We start from the raw sequence: 17,105 nt of genomic DNA on the forward strand, positions 1-17,105 counted from the left end.
GCATCGTCGCGACGATGCCGGTCAGCGCAACCGCCGCCGGGAACCACTTGCCGCCATATTCGCCCTGCACGTAGTCCGCTGCCGTGATGTGATTCTTCGCGTGCGCGACTTTCCACAGCTTGGGCATCACCGCGAACACGAACGGATAGACGATGATCGTGTACGGCAACGCAAAGAAGCCGTACGCGCCCACCGAGTAAACCAGCGCGGGCACCGCGATCACCGTATAGGCGGTATAGAAGTCGCCGCCCACGAGGAACCATGAAATGATCGTGCCGAACTGGCGGCCGCCGAGGCCCCATTCATGCAATTGCGTCAGGTCGCCCCGTTTCCAGCGCGCGGCGAAAAAGCCGATCACGGTGACCAGCACGAAGAACGCGATGAAGACGCTCATCGCGACCGGGTTCACGGGATTCAGTTCGTTCATTTGACACCTCGATACACGATGTAAATCAGCAGCGAGGTCAACGGCACCCACAGGAACTGATACCAGTAGAAGAACGGAAAGCCGGCCAACGACGGATGCGTGTCGTTATAGAACGGCAGCCACAACAGCGCGACGTAAGGGATCAGCAGAATGAGCCAGAGCCATGAACGGCCGGCGGATGGGGAGGTCTCCAAGAACGTCTCCTAGGTCTGTTATCGACACCGCGCGCCATGACTCGTGGCCCGGCACGCGGAAAATCAGCTGGCTGAAATGAGGCAGCAAGCTGAAGGCCGGGCGTCTCCCACCCGACCATGAACATACCGGGACGACCCGGCCCAGCGACAGCCTGTGCAGGCGCTGGCCACGGGCCGCCCACGCGCGGGATGCCGCGGGGATGTAGTATTCGCTTTCGTGAGCGTCCTCACAAGCGCGCAACTACGTACGCGGGCTACGTAGTACCACGTAGTCCCGCGACTGTTTTTTCAACCATGAAACTCAAAGCCAAGATTGTCCTGCTGGCGATCGTGCCGTTTCTGGCGGCCATCGTCAGCATCGAAACCGGCGTGCGCCGCGAAGCCACCGCGCTCGCCGAAACCCAGCACGCGATCACCCAGACCGCGTACATGGCGAGCAAGGAAATCGAGCTCAAGCATTACGTCGAGCTCGCCACCAGCGCAATCGCGCCCCTCTACGACGCCGGCGGCGACAACGCGCGCGACGACGCGCTGCTGCGCACGCGTGCGCTCGACATCCTGGAGAAAATGGATTTCGGCAAGGACGGCTACTTCTTCGTCTATGACATGCACGGCCGCTCGCTGATGCATCCGCGCGAGCCCGACCTGGTGGGACGCGATCTGTGGGAGCTGCGCGACAGCCGGGGCGTGCCGACCATCCAGCAGCTACTCGCCGCGGCCTCGCGAGGCGGCGGCTACGTGCGCTATCTGTGGCATCGTCCGTCGACCGGCAAGATCGCGTCGAAGCTCGGCTATGTGGTGCCGCTCGAACGCTGGGGCTGGATGATCGGCACGGGCATCTATCTCGACGACGTCGACTCGACACTCGCGCATATCGACGCGGGCGCAGCGGCCAACATCGATCGCACGATGAAGTGGATCGACGCGATCGCGGTGGCCGGACTCGCCGTGATCGCGCTGTGCGCGCTCGTGCTCAACGTCACCGAATACCGCAGCGCCGACGCGAAGCTGAAGCGGCTCGCGCAGCAGGTGGTCGAGTCGCAGGAAAACGAACGCGCTCGGCTCTCGCGTGAACTGCACGACGGCATCAGTCAGATGATGGTCTCCGTGAAGCTGCTGCTCGAAACCGCGCTGGCACGCCTCGAACGCAGCGATACGCGGGTGCCCGCCGCCGAGGCCGCGCTTTCGGCCAGTCTCACGCGCCTGGGCGATACGTTGCGCGAAGTGCGGCGCATTTCGCACGCGCTGCGTCCGTCGATGCTCGACGATCTCGGCGTGGCCGCCGCGCTGGAGCAACTCACGCGCGAGCTCAGCGAGCAGTCCGGCATCGAGATCGGCTTCACGCAGATCACGCACACTCACGCGGCGCCGCTGCCGGACACGGTCAACACCGTGCTGTTTCGCATCGCCCAGGAAGCGCTGACCAACATCGTGCGCCACGCGCAGGCGTCGAGCGCCGCGCTCGCACTCGAAACCTCGAACGACGCCGTCACGCTGACGATCGCGGACAATGGCCGCGGCTTCGACGTCGCGCATGCGTTCGTCGGCCTGCGCTCGGGGGTGGGTCTGAGCAACATGCGCGAGCGGCTCGAAGCGCTGGGCGGCAAGCTGTCGCTCGTTTCGCAGGCCGGCCATACCGTCGTCACCGCCCGCGTGCCGCTCGGCACGCCCACGGCAGCCTTGCCACCCTTGCAGGAAGTCTGACCATGAGCGACACCTCACCCGCCACCGCACGCCTGCTGCTCGTCGACGATCACCCGCTCGTGCGCGATGGTTTGCGTGCGCGCCTCGAAGCGGTGCGTCACTTCGCAGTGGTCGGCGAAGCGGGCAACGCACAGGAAGCACTCGCGCTCGCTGCCAGCGAAACGCCCCATCTGGTGCTAATGGACGTCGGCATGAACGGGATGAACGGCATCGCGTTGGCGGGCCTGTTTCATGAACAGTTCCCGGCGATTCGCGTGCTCATGCTGTCGATGCACGACAACCTCGAATACGTGACCCAGGCGGTGCGTGCGGGCGCGAGCGGCTACGTGCTGAAGGACTCGCCCGCCACCGAAATCATTCAGGCGATCGGTGCGGTGCTCGACGGCAAGACGTTTTTCAGCGCGGGGCTGAGCGCGCGGCTAATTCAGGCATCGGCGAAGCAATCGCCGGTCGAACGACTGACGCCGCGCGAGCGCGACATTCTCGATGCGCTGGCCGAAGGTCTGTCGAGCAAGCAGATCGCACTGCGCAATGATCTGTCCGTGCGCACGGTGGAGACGCATCGGCTGAATCTGAAGCGCAAGCTGGATATTGAAGGTCAGGCGGAGTTGATCAAGTTCGCAGTCGAGAATCGGCGCGCGAAGCAGTGAAGCGGTGAAGCGACCATCGAGGCGGTCATGAATAACAACCGCCGCCATGAGTCGCGAGCCGGCCTCGATGCCTGGCTACGCAATGGGAGTTGAAGCTGTCCTGACTCCACGCAACGTCAACCGCAAAAAAAGCGCTCAGGCCTGCGCCTGGTGTCATCGCAGCGCGAGTCTGAACCCATACACCTGTAGCCCCTGCTGGGAGAAATCGAGGTCTTCGGCGCGCACGAAGCCAAGCTTTTCATACATACCCCAGGCGAGTTGCATTGCCTTGGTTGTATGGAGAATCACCTGCGAGTGGCCACTTTGGCGCGCAAGGTCGATGCATGCAAGTGTCAGTGCCTTGCCTACACCCATGGTGCGAAACGCGGGATCGACGCCTAGCAAGCGAATTCCGGACGCGTGTTGCATGGTGGTTGCAATCCCGCCCGATCCATATTGAGACATATCGCCGAAGTAGACGACGCCGCCAGCGAGCTCGTTGAGTTCGGACAGGGCCACCAGGACTCTCGCGCCTGGCTTTTCTGCGAACCGGGCGATGTTAGCGAGCATCTCATAGTAGCCCGGCTGTTCGTCGGGAGTCGGGAAGCCAGGCAGCGCGGCATAAACTTTCACCAGCAGTGAACCTAGCCTGGACAGTTCGTTGCCCTTACCATCACGGATAGAAAGGTTTGTGCTCATAATTCTCCTATAGTGCTTGACGTGTTGGTTCGGCAGCAGCCTTGGCGCAACAGCGGATAGACTGCACGAAAAGAAGCAATTTTTGCGGACAAGCGGCTATTCACGCCGGTCGCAGGTCATTCCGCGTTTTCCAAAGTCCGCCGCGACCAGGCGCACTATATCGCACGCGTCGAACATCTTCCGGCAAGCACACCCGGACCTGAACCGAAGCGATAGCGCCTGTCGCCACCAGCGGCAACAACGCCGAGGCTGGTTGCGCCGAACGCGAGGTAATGACGGCGGCCGAGGCTCGATCGCGATCAATATGCCAGAGTGCGCCAGCCTCGAACAGGCATCTGGAGTACACTCGAATAGTCGTTTCAAAGAGGAGACGAACATGAGTGAACTACGGTATCCAAATGAAAGCAGAGCGTATCGTGATGCGCGTGACTCGTTACTCAAAGACGAACAGGAGCTTATCGACAAAGTGAAAGCTGTGGCGGAAAAACGCCGCAATCTCCCTGCTGGCGGGGAGTTGAAAGAGGACTACGTATTCCAATGGGCCAACGATGGGAAAGTAGGCAAGAGTGTAAAGTTCTCCGAGCTCTTTGCGGATAAAAGCACTCTGCTGCTTTACTCGTTTATGTACGGTCCGAACTGGGACAAGCCCTGTCCTTCCTGTACGTCGTTGGTCGATGGGTTTGATCGCACCTGGTATCAGGTCACCCAAGACGCCGCGTTTGTTGCAATTGCGAAAGCCCCTGCTGACCGAATCAATGCGTGGGCCAAACAACGTGGGTGGTCGCAGATCGCGCTGGTTTCCGGATCGAATTCCACCTACCAAGCCGATTACAAATGCCAGGGCGATTCTGATGATATGCAATGGCCAGTGATGCATGTATTCAGGAAGCGGGATGGAAAGATTTTTCATTTCTGGGGAACTGAATTGTCGTCGAATCATGTCGACACGGTGTGGCCGTATTGGAATCTCATGGACTTTACGCCAGAGGGTCGGCCTGACATTCCCACTCCGCCACAAAATTTCAGGTCCGAATTCCTGGAAAAGAACTATCTGCACAAAGAGTAGTTTGATGAGCGGCCGCGGTCAGTTTCGGCATCTTCACGCAGGTGTTCGTGAGGCGCGACGGGGAACAGATGCGTGGCGCTGACCGACACGCCTCAGTGTGACGATGCCGCGCGCCTCATGTCCTCCAGCGGCACATTTGCAGTGCACGACGCAGGCAAATGAAAGCGACCAGCGATCGGCTTTCACAAAGCATGTCACCGCGCTTTTTCCATCAAGCACTTCCACGCACAAGGCGTAAAAGCAAACCCACTCTTTCCATCATCCACACTCGAACACCCAACATCCGAAGCGGGCCAACAATGAACCGCCTGATCGAACTCCCACTAGTGAGCCTGCTAATCTGCATGGCCATCACCCAGGCTCATGCCGAACAATCGCGCATCAACCGGGGCCACGACCCGTTCTTGCAGATCTCCAAGGCAATCGGCGAATGCCCGACGCCACTGGGGCCGTTCGAAACAGAGAAAGAATGGCTCGACGACAGCCACTACCGGATCGAACGCGGCAATAGCTGCTGGATCGAAGGCCGTTGCCGCCTGCCGAATGCCTATCTGTACGACGCGGAAATCGCTGACGCCGTGCAGCGGCGTCTCGCCAATCTCAACGCCGCAACGCACTGGCGCGAACAGTCGACGCTGTGGCTCACGCTGCAACGACGCTTCATCTACGTGGAAGGCTGCATCGCGCCCGGTTTCGACAAACACGGCTTCCTCGCCGAACTCGCCAAGACAGCGGACGTCGAGCGCGTGATCGACAACACGACGATCGATCCGCACGCCACGCAACTTCCCTACAGAACGCTCGCGAATCCGGACAAGCCCGTGCTCGCCCCCGGCAACTAGCGCGAAGCCGGTCACGAACCCGTCCGCCGTCGAAGCGTACCTGAGCGGCACCGCCCACTAGTTCGCCGCATCCGCACGCGCGTCCCAACACTTCAGCCGTTCGCCTCCCCACATCAACCACGGGCTACTGCGAAATCGACGCATTCTCCCGCTCCTGCAACAGCCGCCACTGAACCTTTCCGCTGCCCGTTCGGGGCAGCGCCGCGACGAATTGCACGGTCTGCGGGACCTTGTACGATGCCATATGCTCGCGTGCCCATTCAATGATCTGTTTCGCCGATACATCGATGCCGGCGCGCAGCACCACGAATGCCTTGACGGCCTCACCCTTGCGCGCGTCGCGCGTGGCGATCACACAGGCTTCCTGAACCGCAGGGTGTCCGAACAGCAAAGTCTCGACTTCCGCGGGCGAGACCTTATAACCGGCCGCGTTGATCATTCGCTTTAGCCGGTCGACGAAAAAGAAATATCCGTCCTCGTCGATATAGCCGAGGTCACCCGTACGCAGATAACGTATGCCCGCAATCTCGACGAAGGCCTCGCGCGTCGCATCGGGGCATCCCCAGTAGCCGTTGAACAACTGAGGGCCGCTGATCAGAATTTCGCCTGTTGCTCTCGGCCCGAGAACTTCGAGCGTGGTGGGGTCCACCACAATTGATTCGGTGTCCTGCATGGGTATGCCCAGACATTGCAGCTTGCAGCGTTGCGGTGGATTGATGTGCGTCGCCGAAATGGTCTCGGACAGTCCGTATCCCTCCATGTAGGAGACACCCAAACGGGCCTCGATGCGCTGCGCCAGCGCCTTCGGCATGGCGGCACCCCCGCCAGCCAGGCGCGTGATGGAGCTCAGGTCGAAACGCTCCAGATCAGGCAGGCTCATGAAGTCGACCATCATCGTCGAGATGGCAATCCAGAACCCCACGCGGTAACGCTCGATCAGCAGCGCCGCGCACCGGCCATCCCAGCGCGTCATGACCACCATCGTCGCACCAAGAGAGATCGCCACGTTCATGCACTGCTGCATGCCGGTGACATGAAACATCGGCATCGCGCACAGGATGACCGAGTCAGGCGACAATTCGCACCATTGCACCGAAGCGGCGACGACGTGCGTGGCGCTACGATTCGTGTGCATGCATCCCTTCGGGGCCGCAGTGGTGCCTGACGTGTAGGGGATCACCACGAGATCGTCGGGCGAGGCGACGTAGGGAGACGGCGCTTCAGCAGCCGCAAGCGCGGCACGCCAGTGCACGGCTTTCGGTGCGCTGGCTGCGCAGGACTCGATGTCGAGCGCGGCGGCTACCTCGATCAATACGGCCGGCAAGGGCAGGTCGGTGCTGCCTGCAAGATAGTCGGCATAGCGCGCCACGATCGCATGACTGATTGCACCGCCGAGAAGCGGTCGGACCTGCTCGTAGAGTTCCCCGCCCAACAGCACCACCTTCGCACCGCAGTCCTCGACGATGTGTCGAAGTTCGGCGGTGACGCTCATTGGATTCACCGGCACCACCACGGCATTGGCTCGCAAGATCGCGTAATAGCCGATCACGTATTGCGGGCTGTTCTGCATATACAGCGCGACGCGATCGCCACACACTACGCCGCATTGACGCTGCAGAAAACCGGCCAGGGCCTCGACTTCCTGCTGCAACTGCGCGTAACTCAACGACCCGCCGTAGTAGTGAATCGCCGTCTTTCCGGGATATCGGCTGGCGGCGGTTGCGAGGTTCTCGTATAGCGAAGTCTGGGGAGATGACAGGTGATGCGCAAGGCCTTCGGGCCAGTATGGCGAATATTTCACGTTTCCCTCCCTGCGGGGTGGGTCGGTTGACTGCCACGACGACGATCTATGCGGCGCGATGCCCGGCGCGCGCTGTCGATCAGGCCGGAATTTCACGCACCGCTGTTCGACGCGCTGTCGTCGATTCCGAAGATGCAGCCGGGCGATACGGTATTCTGGCACAGCAGCGACGTGATCCACGCGGTCGAAGACGCGCATCGCGGCACCGGTTATAGCAACGTGATGTACGTCGCGTCGGCGCCGGCATGTGCAAAGAACGACGCGTATCTGAAGCGTCAGTTTCCGAGTTTTCTGCAAGACAAAGGCTCGCCGGATTTTCCGGCCGACCATTTCGAAGTGGATTTCGTAGGCCGGGCGACGGTGGACGATTTGACACCGCTCGGCAAGGCACAGTCAGGATTCGATCTGTAACGGCAACCGCAGAGCACGCGCGCCGCCTGCATCGAAACTCGCACGAGAGAAACGCATGACACATCTATTCGACCTGAGCGGCCGCACGGCGCTCATCACGGGTTCAGCGAGGGGCATCGGCTTCGCCCTCGCCGAAGGGCTCGCCACGGCAGGCGCGAGCGTGATCCTGAACGGCACGCGTGCCGATACCGTCACCGAGGCAACCGGCCGGCTCACCAGCAAAGGGCTCAAAGCGCTGGGCCGCGCGTTCGACGTGACCGACCCGCAGGCCGTCGCCGATGCCTTCGCACAATGGGACCGCGACGGCGTGCAGATCGACATCGTCGTGAACAATGCGGGCATTCAGTTCCGCAAGCCGCTCGTCGAGCTCGAACTCGCGGACTGGCAGCGCGTGATCGACACCAATCTGACCAGCGCGTTCATCGTCGCGAAAGAAGCGGCACGGCGCATGATCGCTCGCGGTACGGGCGGCAAGATCATCAACATCGGGTCGCTGACGAGCGAGTCGGCGCGTGCGACGGTCGGCGCCTACACGGCCGCCAAGGGTGGCATCAAGATGCTGACCCGCGCGATGAGCGCCGAATGGGCCGCGTCGGATATTCAGGCGAACGCAATCGGCCCGGGCTACATCCTGACCGACATGAACCAGCCGCTCGTCGAGAATGCAGCGTTCGATGCGTGGGTGAAGAGCAGTAATCCATCGCATCGCTGGGGCAAGCCGGAAGAACTGGTCGGCACCGCCGTATATCTGTCGTCGGCCGCGTCGAGCTATGTGAACGGCCAGATCATCTATGTCGATGGCGGCTGGCTTGCCGTGCTCTAACCCGTAACAATGCCGCACTCCGCGCTACCTGATGTGCGTCATCTTCATTACGCAACGGGAATTGGTTGTGCGAACTTTCTGGAGAACGATCCCGAATCAGGAATAGCTCTGGACCGACCGTGTAAACGAAAAGACTAAAGAATTGCGCCAGAATCGATCCAGTCTGATCGACCCGCAATTTCGCTCTACCGAAAAACTGCGCTCCCTTTGGCAACCATGGCGGGACCGCGCTTGCCGAGCCTATTGCGCTACCTGACCAGAGCGAACGCTTCACGGCAGGCAATTTCCGCTGCGCCGAAAACACCGACCACGGTATAGTCCGACGCCACGCATTCAAACGTCGACTCCTGAAACGTAATGACGAAATGGCGCTGCGCCGGCCCTGCCGATGCGACTCCCGCAACCTCCGCAGCCAGCGACGAATTCATGACTTCATGAACCGACCAGCCAAGCAGACCCTGCCCGGCGAGTGGATGAATATCGAGATTGGCGTCGCCGGGCGGACCCAGCCGATGAAACACAGCGTCGGGAAATAGCACCGCGCAAAAGGGATCGTCGTCGGAATCGAATGGTCCGAACCGTTCAAAGTCGGTTTCCGCAATCGGGTAAGCGACGATCAGCCGACGGTCGCTCGCAACGATGAAGGGTTCGGCCGCATCGGCGGCCGGATGAGGCACGGAGTCCAGCAGGACGACCTGGTCCTCCTGCTGGGGTGAATCGATCGTACTAGTCATCTACTTCACGACCCCGTTGCGCTCATGCGCTCGTTTGCGCCGTTGCGGTTTGCGGCGCTGCCGCGGTGGTGGTGGCGACGGTTTGAGCGGGGGCTTTGCGAGCCAGCGTTTTCCTTGCCGCCTTGGTCGCGGTGGTTTTCCTCCCGGCGGCTTTCCTCGCCGTTACTTTTCTGGCTGCCGCCGGTGCCTTTTTGGCGACGGTCTTTTTCGAAGCGACTGCCTTTTTCGCCACGGCTTTTTTGGCGACAGCTTTTTTGGCCACGGCTTTCTTCGCTGCGGCTTTCTTGCTCACCACGCCACTCGTCGCCGACGACTTGGCCTTGGCGGCTTTTTTCGCCGCTTTACTGGCGCCTTGCGTGGCTTGATGGCCAGCACCACTCGGCGCTGCTGCGCCTTCGATCAGGAATTTGCTGCGGTCTTTGACTGTCGCGAGCCATGCGGGCGCCGGGCCGCGTCCACTCCAGGTCGCGCCGGTTTTCGGATTGAGGTATTTGGGCGGTTGTGCGCCTTTGGGCTGGCCCTTGCTGCCCTTTGCACGAGTGACCGCGGACTTTGCCACAGGTTTCACTTCGCTGGCGCCTTCGATCAGGAATGGCGTACGGTCTTTCACGCCGGCAATCCAGCCCGGCGCGCGGCCATGGCCCGTCCAGGTCGCGCCAGTTTTATCGTCGCGGTATTTCGCTGCGCCGGCGGTTTTTGCCTTGCCGTTTCCGGCGCGAGCATTCAGACCTCGCGCGGCACGCTTCGCTTTTGCTTTGGTTTCAATATCTTCGGTAGTCAGACCGTGTTTGAGCATCAGATCACGAATCTGATCGACTGCGGCTTGCGCTTTCCTGGCAATCATAACGTCGGCCTGCGCCTGAAGTTTCTTCAGCTTTGCTTGAATTTGTTCTAACGTAGTCATTTGATTCCTCCCTGTGTGGTAATCGTCGAACTATGCCATGAATGAAAGCAGAAAGGCAGAACTGTGTGAACTTTAAGACATTCCCGCAGCCGAAACGCGTCACTTTCGGGCGCAAACCTTTCAGGTCCACTACTCAATAACGCCATCTTTCTTCCTTTTACTTTCTTTTAGACGCTAGTTTTTGCGTCTCCAATTCCCAGCGCCGCAACTCAGATCGGCGTGAAAACGACGGCCTGGCGGTCAGCAATGTACCGCACACTTCGTACAAAACGGTATCGTTGACCGTCCGCCGTTATCCGATTGAGTCCCAGGCAGGTCAACGCCAACATCTCGTCAGCCTGAATGGCGTCCACTGCGCCGGATTCCATCAATTCCTCCAATGGGCGGGAAGGATCGCCGACATAAACGCTGCGCACATGCGTACCGATTCGCATCAGAACCACGCTCTCACCCTGGTCGAGCGCCGCCTCGAGGTAGCCGGCAAGCGTTCGCAACGACTCCGGCGTACAGGTCCGGGATGAATAGATCGCAGCATTCGATGGCGTCATTTAGGTTTCCCCGTCAACCGCGTCGACAACGAAAAGCATCCGCTGTGCTTCACTGCAATAGTCGCTTCTACTATAGGCAAGCATTGGGATATTCAAAGGTCAGGCGTTCGCTTTTTCATTCGAAAGTGTGTTTGCCAGGCAGTCCGCTTTCAAAAAAAGCACTACTGCCAATCATAGGACCCAGGTTCGGGGGGCGACGCAATGCGCCCGCTCGGAGTCGGTAATCCAGCGTTACGGATCTCGCACCGCTGTTTCACCTGTGTCAGGACTGCCCTTCTACACTGCGAACCGTACCCAGCAGCCAGGCGACAACAACCTGTAGTCGTTCGGAGCCGCTGCGAATCAACCAGAAGCGCATCGCACTTCAATGTGCAGGGAGAACGGCAAATGAACAAGAAGCTCATTGGCGCAGCACTGGGTCTGGTCGTTCTGGCGGCCTCGTCGGCAGCGTCGGCGCATGTGGACCTGGCCGTCGGCGTCGGCATTCCGGTCGGCGTCTATGCACCGCCCCCGCCAGCCTACGTCGCTGGTCCCGTTGCCTACGGCCCGGTTCCGGTAGCGGTCGGCTACCGCGACGACGACTGGCGCGCACGCGAGTGGCGGGAACGCCGTGAATGGCGCGAACACGAATGGCGCCGCGAACAGTGGCGCGAGCATGAATGGCGTGAACGCCACCGCTGGGGCGGCTATTGAAACGATGTCGAACGACCCCACCTTGACCCATCTCAACAACACGGTACTTTCAGATGAAAGCTGCTTATATAAGAGCCGCCCTCGCGGCAGTAGCACTCTCTTCGGCAATGGTCGGCACGGCGCACGCGGCCGGGTGCATGAAGGGAGCGGTCGTCGGCGGAGTCGCGGGGCATTACGCCGGGCACCACGCGGTGGTCGGCGCGGTCGGCGGCTGTCTGGTGGGACGGCATATGGCCAAAAAACACGCTGAGGAACAGGCCGCCCAACGTCAGCAAGCAAAAGTGCAATAGTCTGGAAGTAGAGGGGGCCGCCGCGAAATCACGCGGCGCCGTGCTTTAAGCATGGCTTGCGGCGGCATGCCCTATCTGGCTCACTCATGCGATCCGCAGTCCGTGGGCAGGCAGGATCTCCTGCGTGGTCACGAAACGGTGCTCTTTGACTGCGTCGTGGAAGAGCCGGTAATCGCTTTTCTCAAACGCACTCGTCCATACCGGGCGATCCCCAGTGTCGTCGTCGCATTCCAAACCAGTGGCATCGCACTTCCAGGAGCCCCGCCCCTTGGCGATATAGGCCGGAATCGACTCTTTCAAACCCGGAATGCGGCCCGCTTTCACCCGTTCACACAAGGTCTGTAGACGCTGGTTGTCGTCAATATTCCGGTTCGTGTCGAGCAAAACGGTGAGCGTGTCTTTTACGTCTTCCGGCAGACCAGCCTCGCCTTCAAAATCTTCTCGCCCCGCCAGATAGGCGCGCACTGCGCGGCAGGCCATGTCGGCCGCTTGCACGAAGTCCGGCAAATTGTGTCTCGAGATGAAGTTGTTTCTGCCGTCGATGTAATGCCAACGCGCCCATGGCTGATCGGGATAATGCAACGCCGCGCCGTGACCGACGGGTAACGCAACCGTCAGCACATCTTCCTCGATGCGGTCCATCAAATGCTCGGTGGCGAGCCTGAGGCTGGCGAGCCAGCCTTTGCGCGTACAGTCCTGAGCCTCCAGCAGATGCACGCGGTTCCACGGACTTTCGATACCCGCAAACCCCTGATGCGCCCATGTATCGACATACGTGTGAAGCGCCACACCGAGCCGATGCAAACCCGTTTCCGAGTCGCGCTGCCGGATTGCCCGCCGCACCACTTCACGCGCGACCTTGCTATCCGGCCGGCAAACGGCCTTTTCTTCAAGCGTTTCACCCTCGCCGGCCGGCAGAAAATGAAACGGCGCCCACACCAGGCGGTTCTGGTCATTCTCCGTGTTTACGTAGTCGAATAGTTTGTGCGCTGTGGCGAAACGCTCGAAGGTTTCTCCGCCCTTGAAACGCAGTATTCCACAGGTAGTGGCGTCGTCGACGTATTGGCACGCATGCGCGACGGTCAGCGCTTCGCCGGCCGTCATTCCGCCAACACGCGCGGCAATGTAGACCACACCGTAGTGAAAGTCGATATTCATGACAGGCGCTCCTGCCGCACGGCGAATGAGGGCGAGCGGCTTCGGGACTGGGTGGCGAGAGGGATGCGGGAAGTGCGCCGGGGTCGGCGCCTGAGTAGATAGTAGACGAGCGAGCGCGCTGCGGCTTTAAAAAAAGCGCTATTACTGTTTGCCGAGCCGGCTGATTGGGCGCGACTCGCCGTGCCGAACGACACGACACGACACGACCGGCAAGACGACACGACCGGCCGCATTGCAGACAATCAAATTTTCGGGCTACTGACGGACGACGTTGTGAATCCGCGATGGCGCAACCGCGATGCGCAGGGAAAAGCCTGGTCCGAACAACCGCCCGCAGAATGCGCAGATCAAGACAGGTGATTGATCGTCATCCGGCTATTCCATTGTGAATTCAGATATTCGACCGCGAGTCGACGGTGACAATGATGTGGTAAATGTTCACTGCAAAGCAGGCAAGCCGAGCGGAATAGATCGACATCCAGCTTGCTTTCCACGCGGCGCTTCGCAATCAGCTCGATATACTCCGCCGTGAAATCGTCCCACGCCAGTTCTTTACCCTGGTAGCGCTTCAGCAAATCCGGTTCGGGAGCCAGTTCCGGCATTTCCACGTACGCCGCATTGCACAATTTGTCGAGGAAGTAAGGCAGGTCCTGCTTCTTCGCAAAGCCCGCGAGCTGCGAGGTGTTATTCAGACGGATGTCGAGAACCGTGCGCACCTGGGCCCCTTTGAGCAAATCGAAGAAGCTCTGTGCGCTCTTGCCGGCGAAGCCGATGGTTGCAACCCGCACTGCGCTATTTTCACGTTTCATGATGAACACCCCCGAGGCGATTCAGCGCCCGGAAAACAAAAAGCCCCGCAGCGATCTTCGTAGCGGGGCTCAATTTCAATTCATGTCGCGCAGTATCACTTTACGATGCCGACCAGTTCGACTTCAAACGTCAGATCCGTATTCGGTGGAATCACGCCGACGCCGTGGTCGCCGTATGCGGTTGCTGCCGGGCAGGTCAACCTGGCCTTGCCGCCCACTTTCATCTTCTGGACGCCTTGCGTCCAGCACGGAATCACCCGATTGAGCGGGAAAGTCGCCGGACCGCCGTGCTTCGTGGAGCTGTCGAACTCGGTGCCATTGGGAAGCGTGCCGCGGTAATTGACCTTCACGACATCGTCGGCAGCAGGTTGGGCGCCCGTACCTTGCGTCAGGTGCTCAACGACAACGCCGGAAGGCAGCTTTTCGGTAGTGGGCGCGGCGGCCATTGCGGTCGAAGAAAGAACAGCCGCAGCAACCAAAGCAACGATAGATTTCAAGACGAATCTCCAGTTGGGTAGTGCGCGTCATTGTAGCGGATCGCAAGTCGCATAACGCCGTTCGACGATACCGCATGCCATGTCGCCAGCGCGCATATTCGATGCAAGTTCAGTCTTGCGGGAAAACATCATAGGCGATCCATCGCAAGATTGCGTGTTGCAGCGCGTTGCCTCGAAATGACGAAGGTGTCGCGCCGCCAGATTATTCAATCGAGGTTCTGTACCGTGTAGCAGTTCGCAGCCGTCGCATCGCCACGTGCGTTGAAATCCGCGAGCACCGTTTCACGCTCACGGACATCGGCGAGCACGACTGGATCGAGTAGCGCGGTAACGACTTCGTCGCGGTCGCGGCCCGCTTGCGCGATTACGTCGCCGTATGGGCTCCAGATCGCGCTTGCGCCACACGTTGCCCAGCCTCCGGTCGTGCCGACGTGATTCGACAGCAGCACGTACAGGGTGTTGTCGAAAGCACGCGCGGGAAGCCAGATACGCGACTGGTGATAGCCCGTCTTCACACTGAAAAGCGCGCTCACCAGATAAACGTGCGCGCCGTTCACCGCCGCGTGTCGCGCATGCTCCGGAAAGCCCACGTCGTAACACACGCCGGCAGCAAGCCGCCAGCCGTCGAGTTCCAGCATGCAGCCTTGCGAGCCCGATTGGTAGAGACGCGTCTCGCTGCTGTAGAGATACTGCTTGTGATACGGCTCAATCTGTTCGCCGGACCGGTTGAATACCAGCGACGAAATATGCAGGCCGCTCGCGCCGCGTGTGGCCGCGCCGACGATCACTGCAATCTCGCGCCGGCGGCATATTTCGCGAATCGGCTCTAGCCGGGGGTCATGCGAGTCGTCGAATGCGTATTTCGCAGGGTCGCCGGCGATCAGATCCGGTTCGTAACCACTCAGGAATTTTTCGGGGAAAACCACCAGTTTCGCGCCGCGGTCAGCGGCGACTGCGGTCAGCTCAACCGTTCTGGCGATGTTGGCCGCCACGTCGCCGGCGACCGGTTGTGCTTGCGCAGCCGCAATGCGCAATGACGTATGCGGCAGCGATGCCTGTTTGAGGTTCAACGCAGAACTCCGTTATCAATGATCGTGGCAATGCGCACGCGCGAATCGAAGTTTGTATCGCTGACGAGCGAGACCCTCGGCATTTAATCACAAAGTGCACGGCGCACGTAAGTAGGAAGATGTGCTTGTGAGCCGCCTGCGCTGTTGCGCGGTCCACATGAGGCATCCGCGAGTCATCCGGTGAGCCATTGGTCGACAGACTCGACGCGTGGTTCGAAACCCACCACCGGCAGCCGTTCGGTTTTCGACGCGAGATGTGGGATGCAATGAGTCGAAGCGCGAAATGCCCGGCAGCTTTTCGATTCAGATGAACGACTATGGTTCTGAACTGCTCTGCGCGCAATCATTCGATTGGGAACGCGCAATTGCAAGTCGGCCTCCTTTCGCTCGACGCACTCGAAAATGACGTTCTCGCGAGCCTCCATACTCCCGAATTCTCGATGCGGCGCTTTCGTGAGATTGCCTAAGTGTCGGGACTGGTGTTCCAGGCGTATTTTGGACGACTGAAAAGCGTGCGGCAGGTGCAGAGGTCGTGTGGCCTCTTCCACGAACATCTTTCGCCATCGCAAGAGCGGCGAGCTGTTGCTCGATCAGGCCGATACGGAAGTGCTGCTGGAGGAAGTCGACGCGCGGCGCATCGGCGGGGCCGTGTTCGAAAGGATGAACGCGAGTCGCGTGGTCATCACGCAGCCGAGGAAGTCAACGCCGATTGCGTTTTCCGTTGATCGTCGGACGCTTGCGCGAATAGGAGAGCACGGAGACGCTCGCGGACCGCGTCGAACGGATGCTCGGCGAACTCGAAAAGGCGACGCGCACGTGAAGCATGCATCGTTGACAGTTGAAATCGCGAGGCATCCGCTCGTGCTGGCGAGTGGAGTTTCGTGCGCGCGGCGTGGCGTTCCGTTGCCGGGCGGTTGGACCGGCGACGCGAATCACATCCGACGGGACGTTCGATGCATTGCATGTCTGGCGTGCTCGGCATGCGGATGCGCGGATCGCGCTGGTCGAGGGCACTCATGGCCGGCATGCGAGCGTGCTGCCGCATACGTTGGCTGTCGTCAATGTGCAGGAGCGCTGACGGATGGGGAGTGTGAGTAGTGCCTTCACCCGCAACGGAAAGCAGGTGCGTATGTGCTTGCGGTCATCTGCATTCGATCTATCGGATCACGACGCGGACCGATCCAGTGCAGGCACCTGACTTCCGGTTCGGGACCGAGTGCGGTGTGTTGCCCGCGTTGGGGAGCGTCACCGGAGAGTCGCGTGAGGAAGAACTTGTGGCGTGGAGAAGGTTTTTCTGGTGGTGCAGGAACAAGGGCTCGACGTGGACGTCGCGTGAGAGCGAGTGGACGGGGCGGCCGTCCACTCGTGCGCCGCCGGGTTGATCGGTAGGGCTGATCTGCTGGTTTGGTTTTGGCGCGGAGGTCGGATTGCCGGCCTCCGCGCGTTGCGGGGAAAGTTGCCTTTCTTAGTGGTTGCTGCCGCCTTGGCCACCGCCCTGGCCACCGCCGTAGCCGCCGCCGTGGCCGCCGTTGCTTGCGCCGCTGCTGCCTGAGGCGGTGCCGCCGTTGCCTCCCTTTCCGGAGCCGCTGCTGCCTGAGGCGCTGCCGCTTTGGCCCGCGTTTCCGGAGCCACTGTTGCCTGAGGCGCCGCTGCCTTGACCGCCGTTGCCGGAGCCACTGCTACCAGAGCCGCTGCCGCCACTGCCTCCCTTTCCGGAGCCGCTGCTGCCTGAGCCGCTGCTGCCTTGGCCACCGTTTGCGGAACCGCTGTTGCCTGAGGCGCTGCCGCTTTGACCGCCGTTGCCGG

At 60.7% G+C, this 17,105-nt stretch carries 18 protein-coding genes and 3 pseudogenes; 9 read left to right on the plus strand and 12 right to left on the minus strand.

Annotated elements, in window-relative coordinates:
- Together BN2475_RS31825 and BN2475_RS31830 are read right to left on the minus strand one after the other, a co-directional pair.
- Positions 1 to 427: pseudogene (locus tag BN2475_RS31825) on the minus strand (sodium:solute symporter); the annotation flags it as partial.
- Positions 424 to 621, minus strand: coding sequence for a DUF3311 domain-containing protein (locus tag BN2475_RS31830; RefSeq protein WP_094783337.1), 198 nt, complete (start codon positions 619 to 621; stop codon positions 424 to 426). The pseudogene BN2475_RS31825 and the gene BN2475_RS31830, both read right to left, overlap by 4 nt.
- A gap of 294 nt (positions 622 to 915) precedes the next feature.
- On the opposite strand from BN2475_RS31830, the gene BN2475_RS31835 reads away from it, so the two are divergent.
- Both BN2475_RS31835 and BN2475_RS31840 read left to right on the plus strand, forming a co-directional pair.
- Positions 916 to 2,325 carry a cache domain-containing protein gene (locus BN2475_RS31835; protein ID WP_094783338.1) on the plus strand — a complete coding sequence of 470 codons (1,410 nt, stop codon included), beginning with the start codon at positions 916 to 918 and terminating at the stop codon, positions 2,323 to 2,325.
- 2 nt (positions 2,326 to 2,327) lie between these two features.
- A complete protein-coding gene (locus BN2475_RS31840; protein WP_094783339.1) occupies positions 2,328 to 2,975 on the plus strand; it encodes a response regulator in 648 nt (215 codons plus the stop codon).
- Positions 2,976 to 3,128: 153 nt separating this feature from the next.
- Here BN2475_RS31840 and BN2475_RS31845 read toward each other — a convergent pair whose 3' ends face one another.
- Entirely contained in the window at positions 3,129 to 3,653 is a 525-nt protein-coding gene (locus BN2475_RS31845) for a GNAT family N-acetyltransferase (protein WP_162844508.1), read from the minus strand.
- A gap of 376 nt (positions 3,654 to 4,029) precedes the next feature.
- On the opposite strand from BN2475_RS31845, the gene BN2475_RS31850 reads away from it, so the two are divergent.
- Both BN2475_RS31850 and BN2475_RS31855 read left to right on the plus strand, forming a co-directional pair.
- Complete coding sequence (locus BN2475_RS31850; protein ID WP_094783340.1) at positions 4,030 to 4,719, plus strand: DUF899 family protein; 690 nt, start codon at positions 4,030 to 4,032, stop codon at positions 4,717 to 4,719.
- Positions 4,720 to 5,018: 299 nt separating this feature from the next.
- Positions 5,019 to 5,561: a hypothetical protein gene (locus BN2475_RS31855; protein ID WP_094783341.1), complete on the plus strand. Its 543-nt coding sequence runs from the start codon at positions 5,019 to 5,021 to the stop codon at positions 5,559 to 5,561.
- Positions 5,562 to 5,685: 124 nt separating this feature from the next.
- Here the strand turns inward: BN2475_RS31855 and BN2475_RS31860 are convergent, their stop codons facing one another.
- The gene (locus BN2475_RS31860; RefSeq protein WP_245841725.1) at positions 5,686 to 7,362 is read right to left on the minus strand and encodes a long-chain-fatty-acid--CoA ligase; all 1,677 of its coding nucleotides are present in this window, start codon (positions 7,360 to 7,362) and stop codon (positions 5,686 to 5,688) included.
- Positions 7,363 to 7,396: 34 nt separating this feature from the next.
- Between BN2475_RS31860 and BN2475_RS31865 the strand changes: the two are divergent.
- A pseudogene (locus BN2475_RS31865) lies at positions 7,397 to 7,773 on the plus strand (YbiU family protein); the annotation flags it as partial.
- A gap of 55 nt (positions 7,774 to 7,828) precedes the next feature.
- Entirely contained in the window at positions 7,829 to 8,596 is a 768-nt protein-coding gene (locus BN2475_RS31870; RefSeq protein WP_094783343.1) for an SDR family oxidoreductase, read from the plus strand.
- Positions 8,597 to 8,844: 248 nt separating this feature from the next.
- On the opposite strand, the gene BN2475_RS31875 is transcribed toward BN2475_RS31870, so the two are convergent.
- From BN2475_RS31875 to BN2475_RS31885, 3 genes are all read right to left on the minus strand, one after another.
- On the minus strand, positions 8,845 to 9,330 hold the full coding sequence (locus BN2475_RS31875) for a hypothetical protein (RefSeq protein ID WP_094783344.1): 486 nt from the start codon (positions 9,328 to 9,330) through the stop codon (positions 8,845 to 8,847).
- 22 nt (positions 9,331 to 9,352) lie between these two features.
- The gene (locus BN2475_RS31880) at positions 9,353 to 10,234 is read right to left on the minus strand and encodes an H-NS histone family protein (RefSeq protein ID WP_094783345.1); all 882 of its coding nucleotides are present in this window, start codon (positions 10,232 to 10,234) and stop codon (positions 9,353 to 9,355) included.
- Positions 10,235 to 10,443: 209 nt separating this feature from the next.
- The gene (locus tag BN2475_RS31885; protein WP_094783346.1) at positions 10,444 to 10,782 is read right to left on the minus strand and encodes a hypothetical protein; all 339 of its coding nucleotides are present in this window, start codon (positions 10,780 to 10,782) and stop codon (positions 10,444 to 10,446) included.
- 387 nt (positions 10,783 to 11,169) lie between these two features.
- Between BN2475_RS31885 and BN2475_RS31890 the strand changes: the two genes are divergently transcribed.
- Complete coding sequence (locus tag BN2475_RS31890; RefSeq protein WP_094783347.1) at positions 11,170 to 11,475, plus strand: hypothetical protein; 306 nt, start codon at positions 11,170 to 11,172, stop codon at positions 11,473 to 11,475.
- A 53-nt stretch (positions 11,476 to 11,528) separates the two neighbouring features.
- Entirely contained in the window at positions 11,529 to 11,765 is a 237-nt protein-coding gene (locus BN2475_RS31895) for a hypothetical protein (protein ID WP_094783348.1), read from the plus strand.
- Positions 11,766 to 11,849: 84 nt separating this feature from the next.
- Here the strand turns inward: BN2475_RS31895 and BN2475_RS31900 are convergent, their stop codons facing one another.
- The 4 genes from BN2475_RS31900 to BN2475_RS31915 form a co-directional block, all read right to left on the minus strand.
- Positions 11,850 to 12,923 (minus strand): DUF6765 family protein, encoded by a 1,074-nt coding sequence (locus BN2475_RS31900; protein ID WP_094783349.1) that lies wholly within the window; start codon positions 12,921 to 12,923, stop codon positions 11,850 to 11,852.
- A 347-nt stretch (positions 12,924 to 13,270) separates the two neighbouring features.
- Positions 13,271 to 13,732 (minus strand): DUF488 domain-containing protein, encoded by a 462-nt coding sequence (locus tag BN2475_RS31905; RefSeq protein WP_094783350.1) that lies wholly within the window; start codon positions 13,730 to 13,732, stop codon positions 13,271 to 13,273.
- A 95-nt stretch (positions 13,733 to 13,827) separates the two neighbouring features.
- Positions 13,828 to 14,178: an FKBP-type peptidyl-prolyl cis-trans isomerase gene (locus BN2475_RS31910; protein WP_174642105.1), complete on the minus strand. Its 351-nt coding sequence runs from the start codon at positions 14,176 to 14,178 to the stop codon at positions 13,828 to 13,830.
- Positions 14,179 to 14,435: 257 nt separating this feature from the next.
- A complete protein-coding gene (locus BN2475_RS31915; RefSeq protein ID WP_094783352.1) occupies positions 14,436 to 15,299 on the minus strand; it encodes a carbon-nitrogen hydrolase family protein in 864 nt (287 codons plus the stop codon).
- Between the two features lie 277 nt (positions 15,300 to 15,576).
- On the opposite strand from BN2475_RS31915, the pseudogene BN2475_RS36055 reads away from it, so the two are divergent.
- Positions 15,577 to 16,119 (plus strand): annotated as a pseudogene (locus BN2475_RS36055) (DNA ligase-associated DEXH box helicase); the annotation flags it as partial.
- A 645-nt stretch (positions 16,120 to 16,764) separates the two neighbouring features.
- Here the strand turns inward: BN2475_RS36055 and BN2475_RS35150 are convergent.
- A partial coding sequence (locus BN2475_RS35150; protein ID WP_218023752.1) for a hypothetical protein occupies positions 16,765 to 17,105 on the minus strand: 341 nt, incomplete at its 5' end.

This window comes from Paraburkholderia ribeironis, assembly GCF_900019265.1.
Taxonomy (GTDB): Bacteria; Pseudomonadota; Gammaproteobacteria; order Burkholderiales; family Burkholderiaceae; genus Paraburkholderia; species Paraburkholderia ribeironis.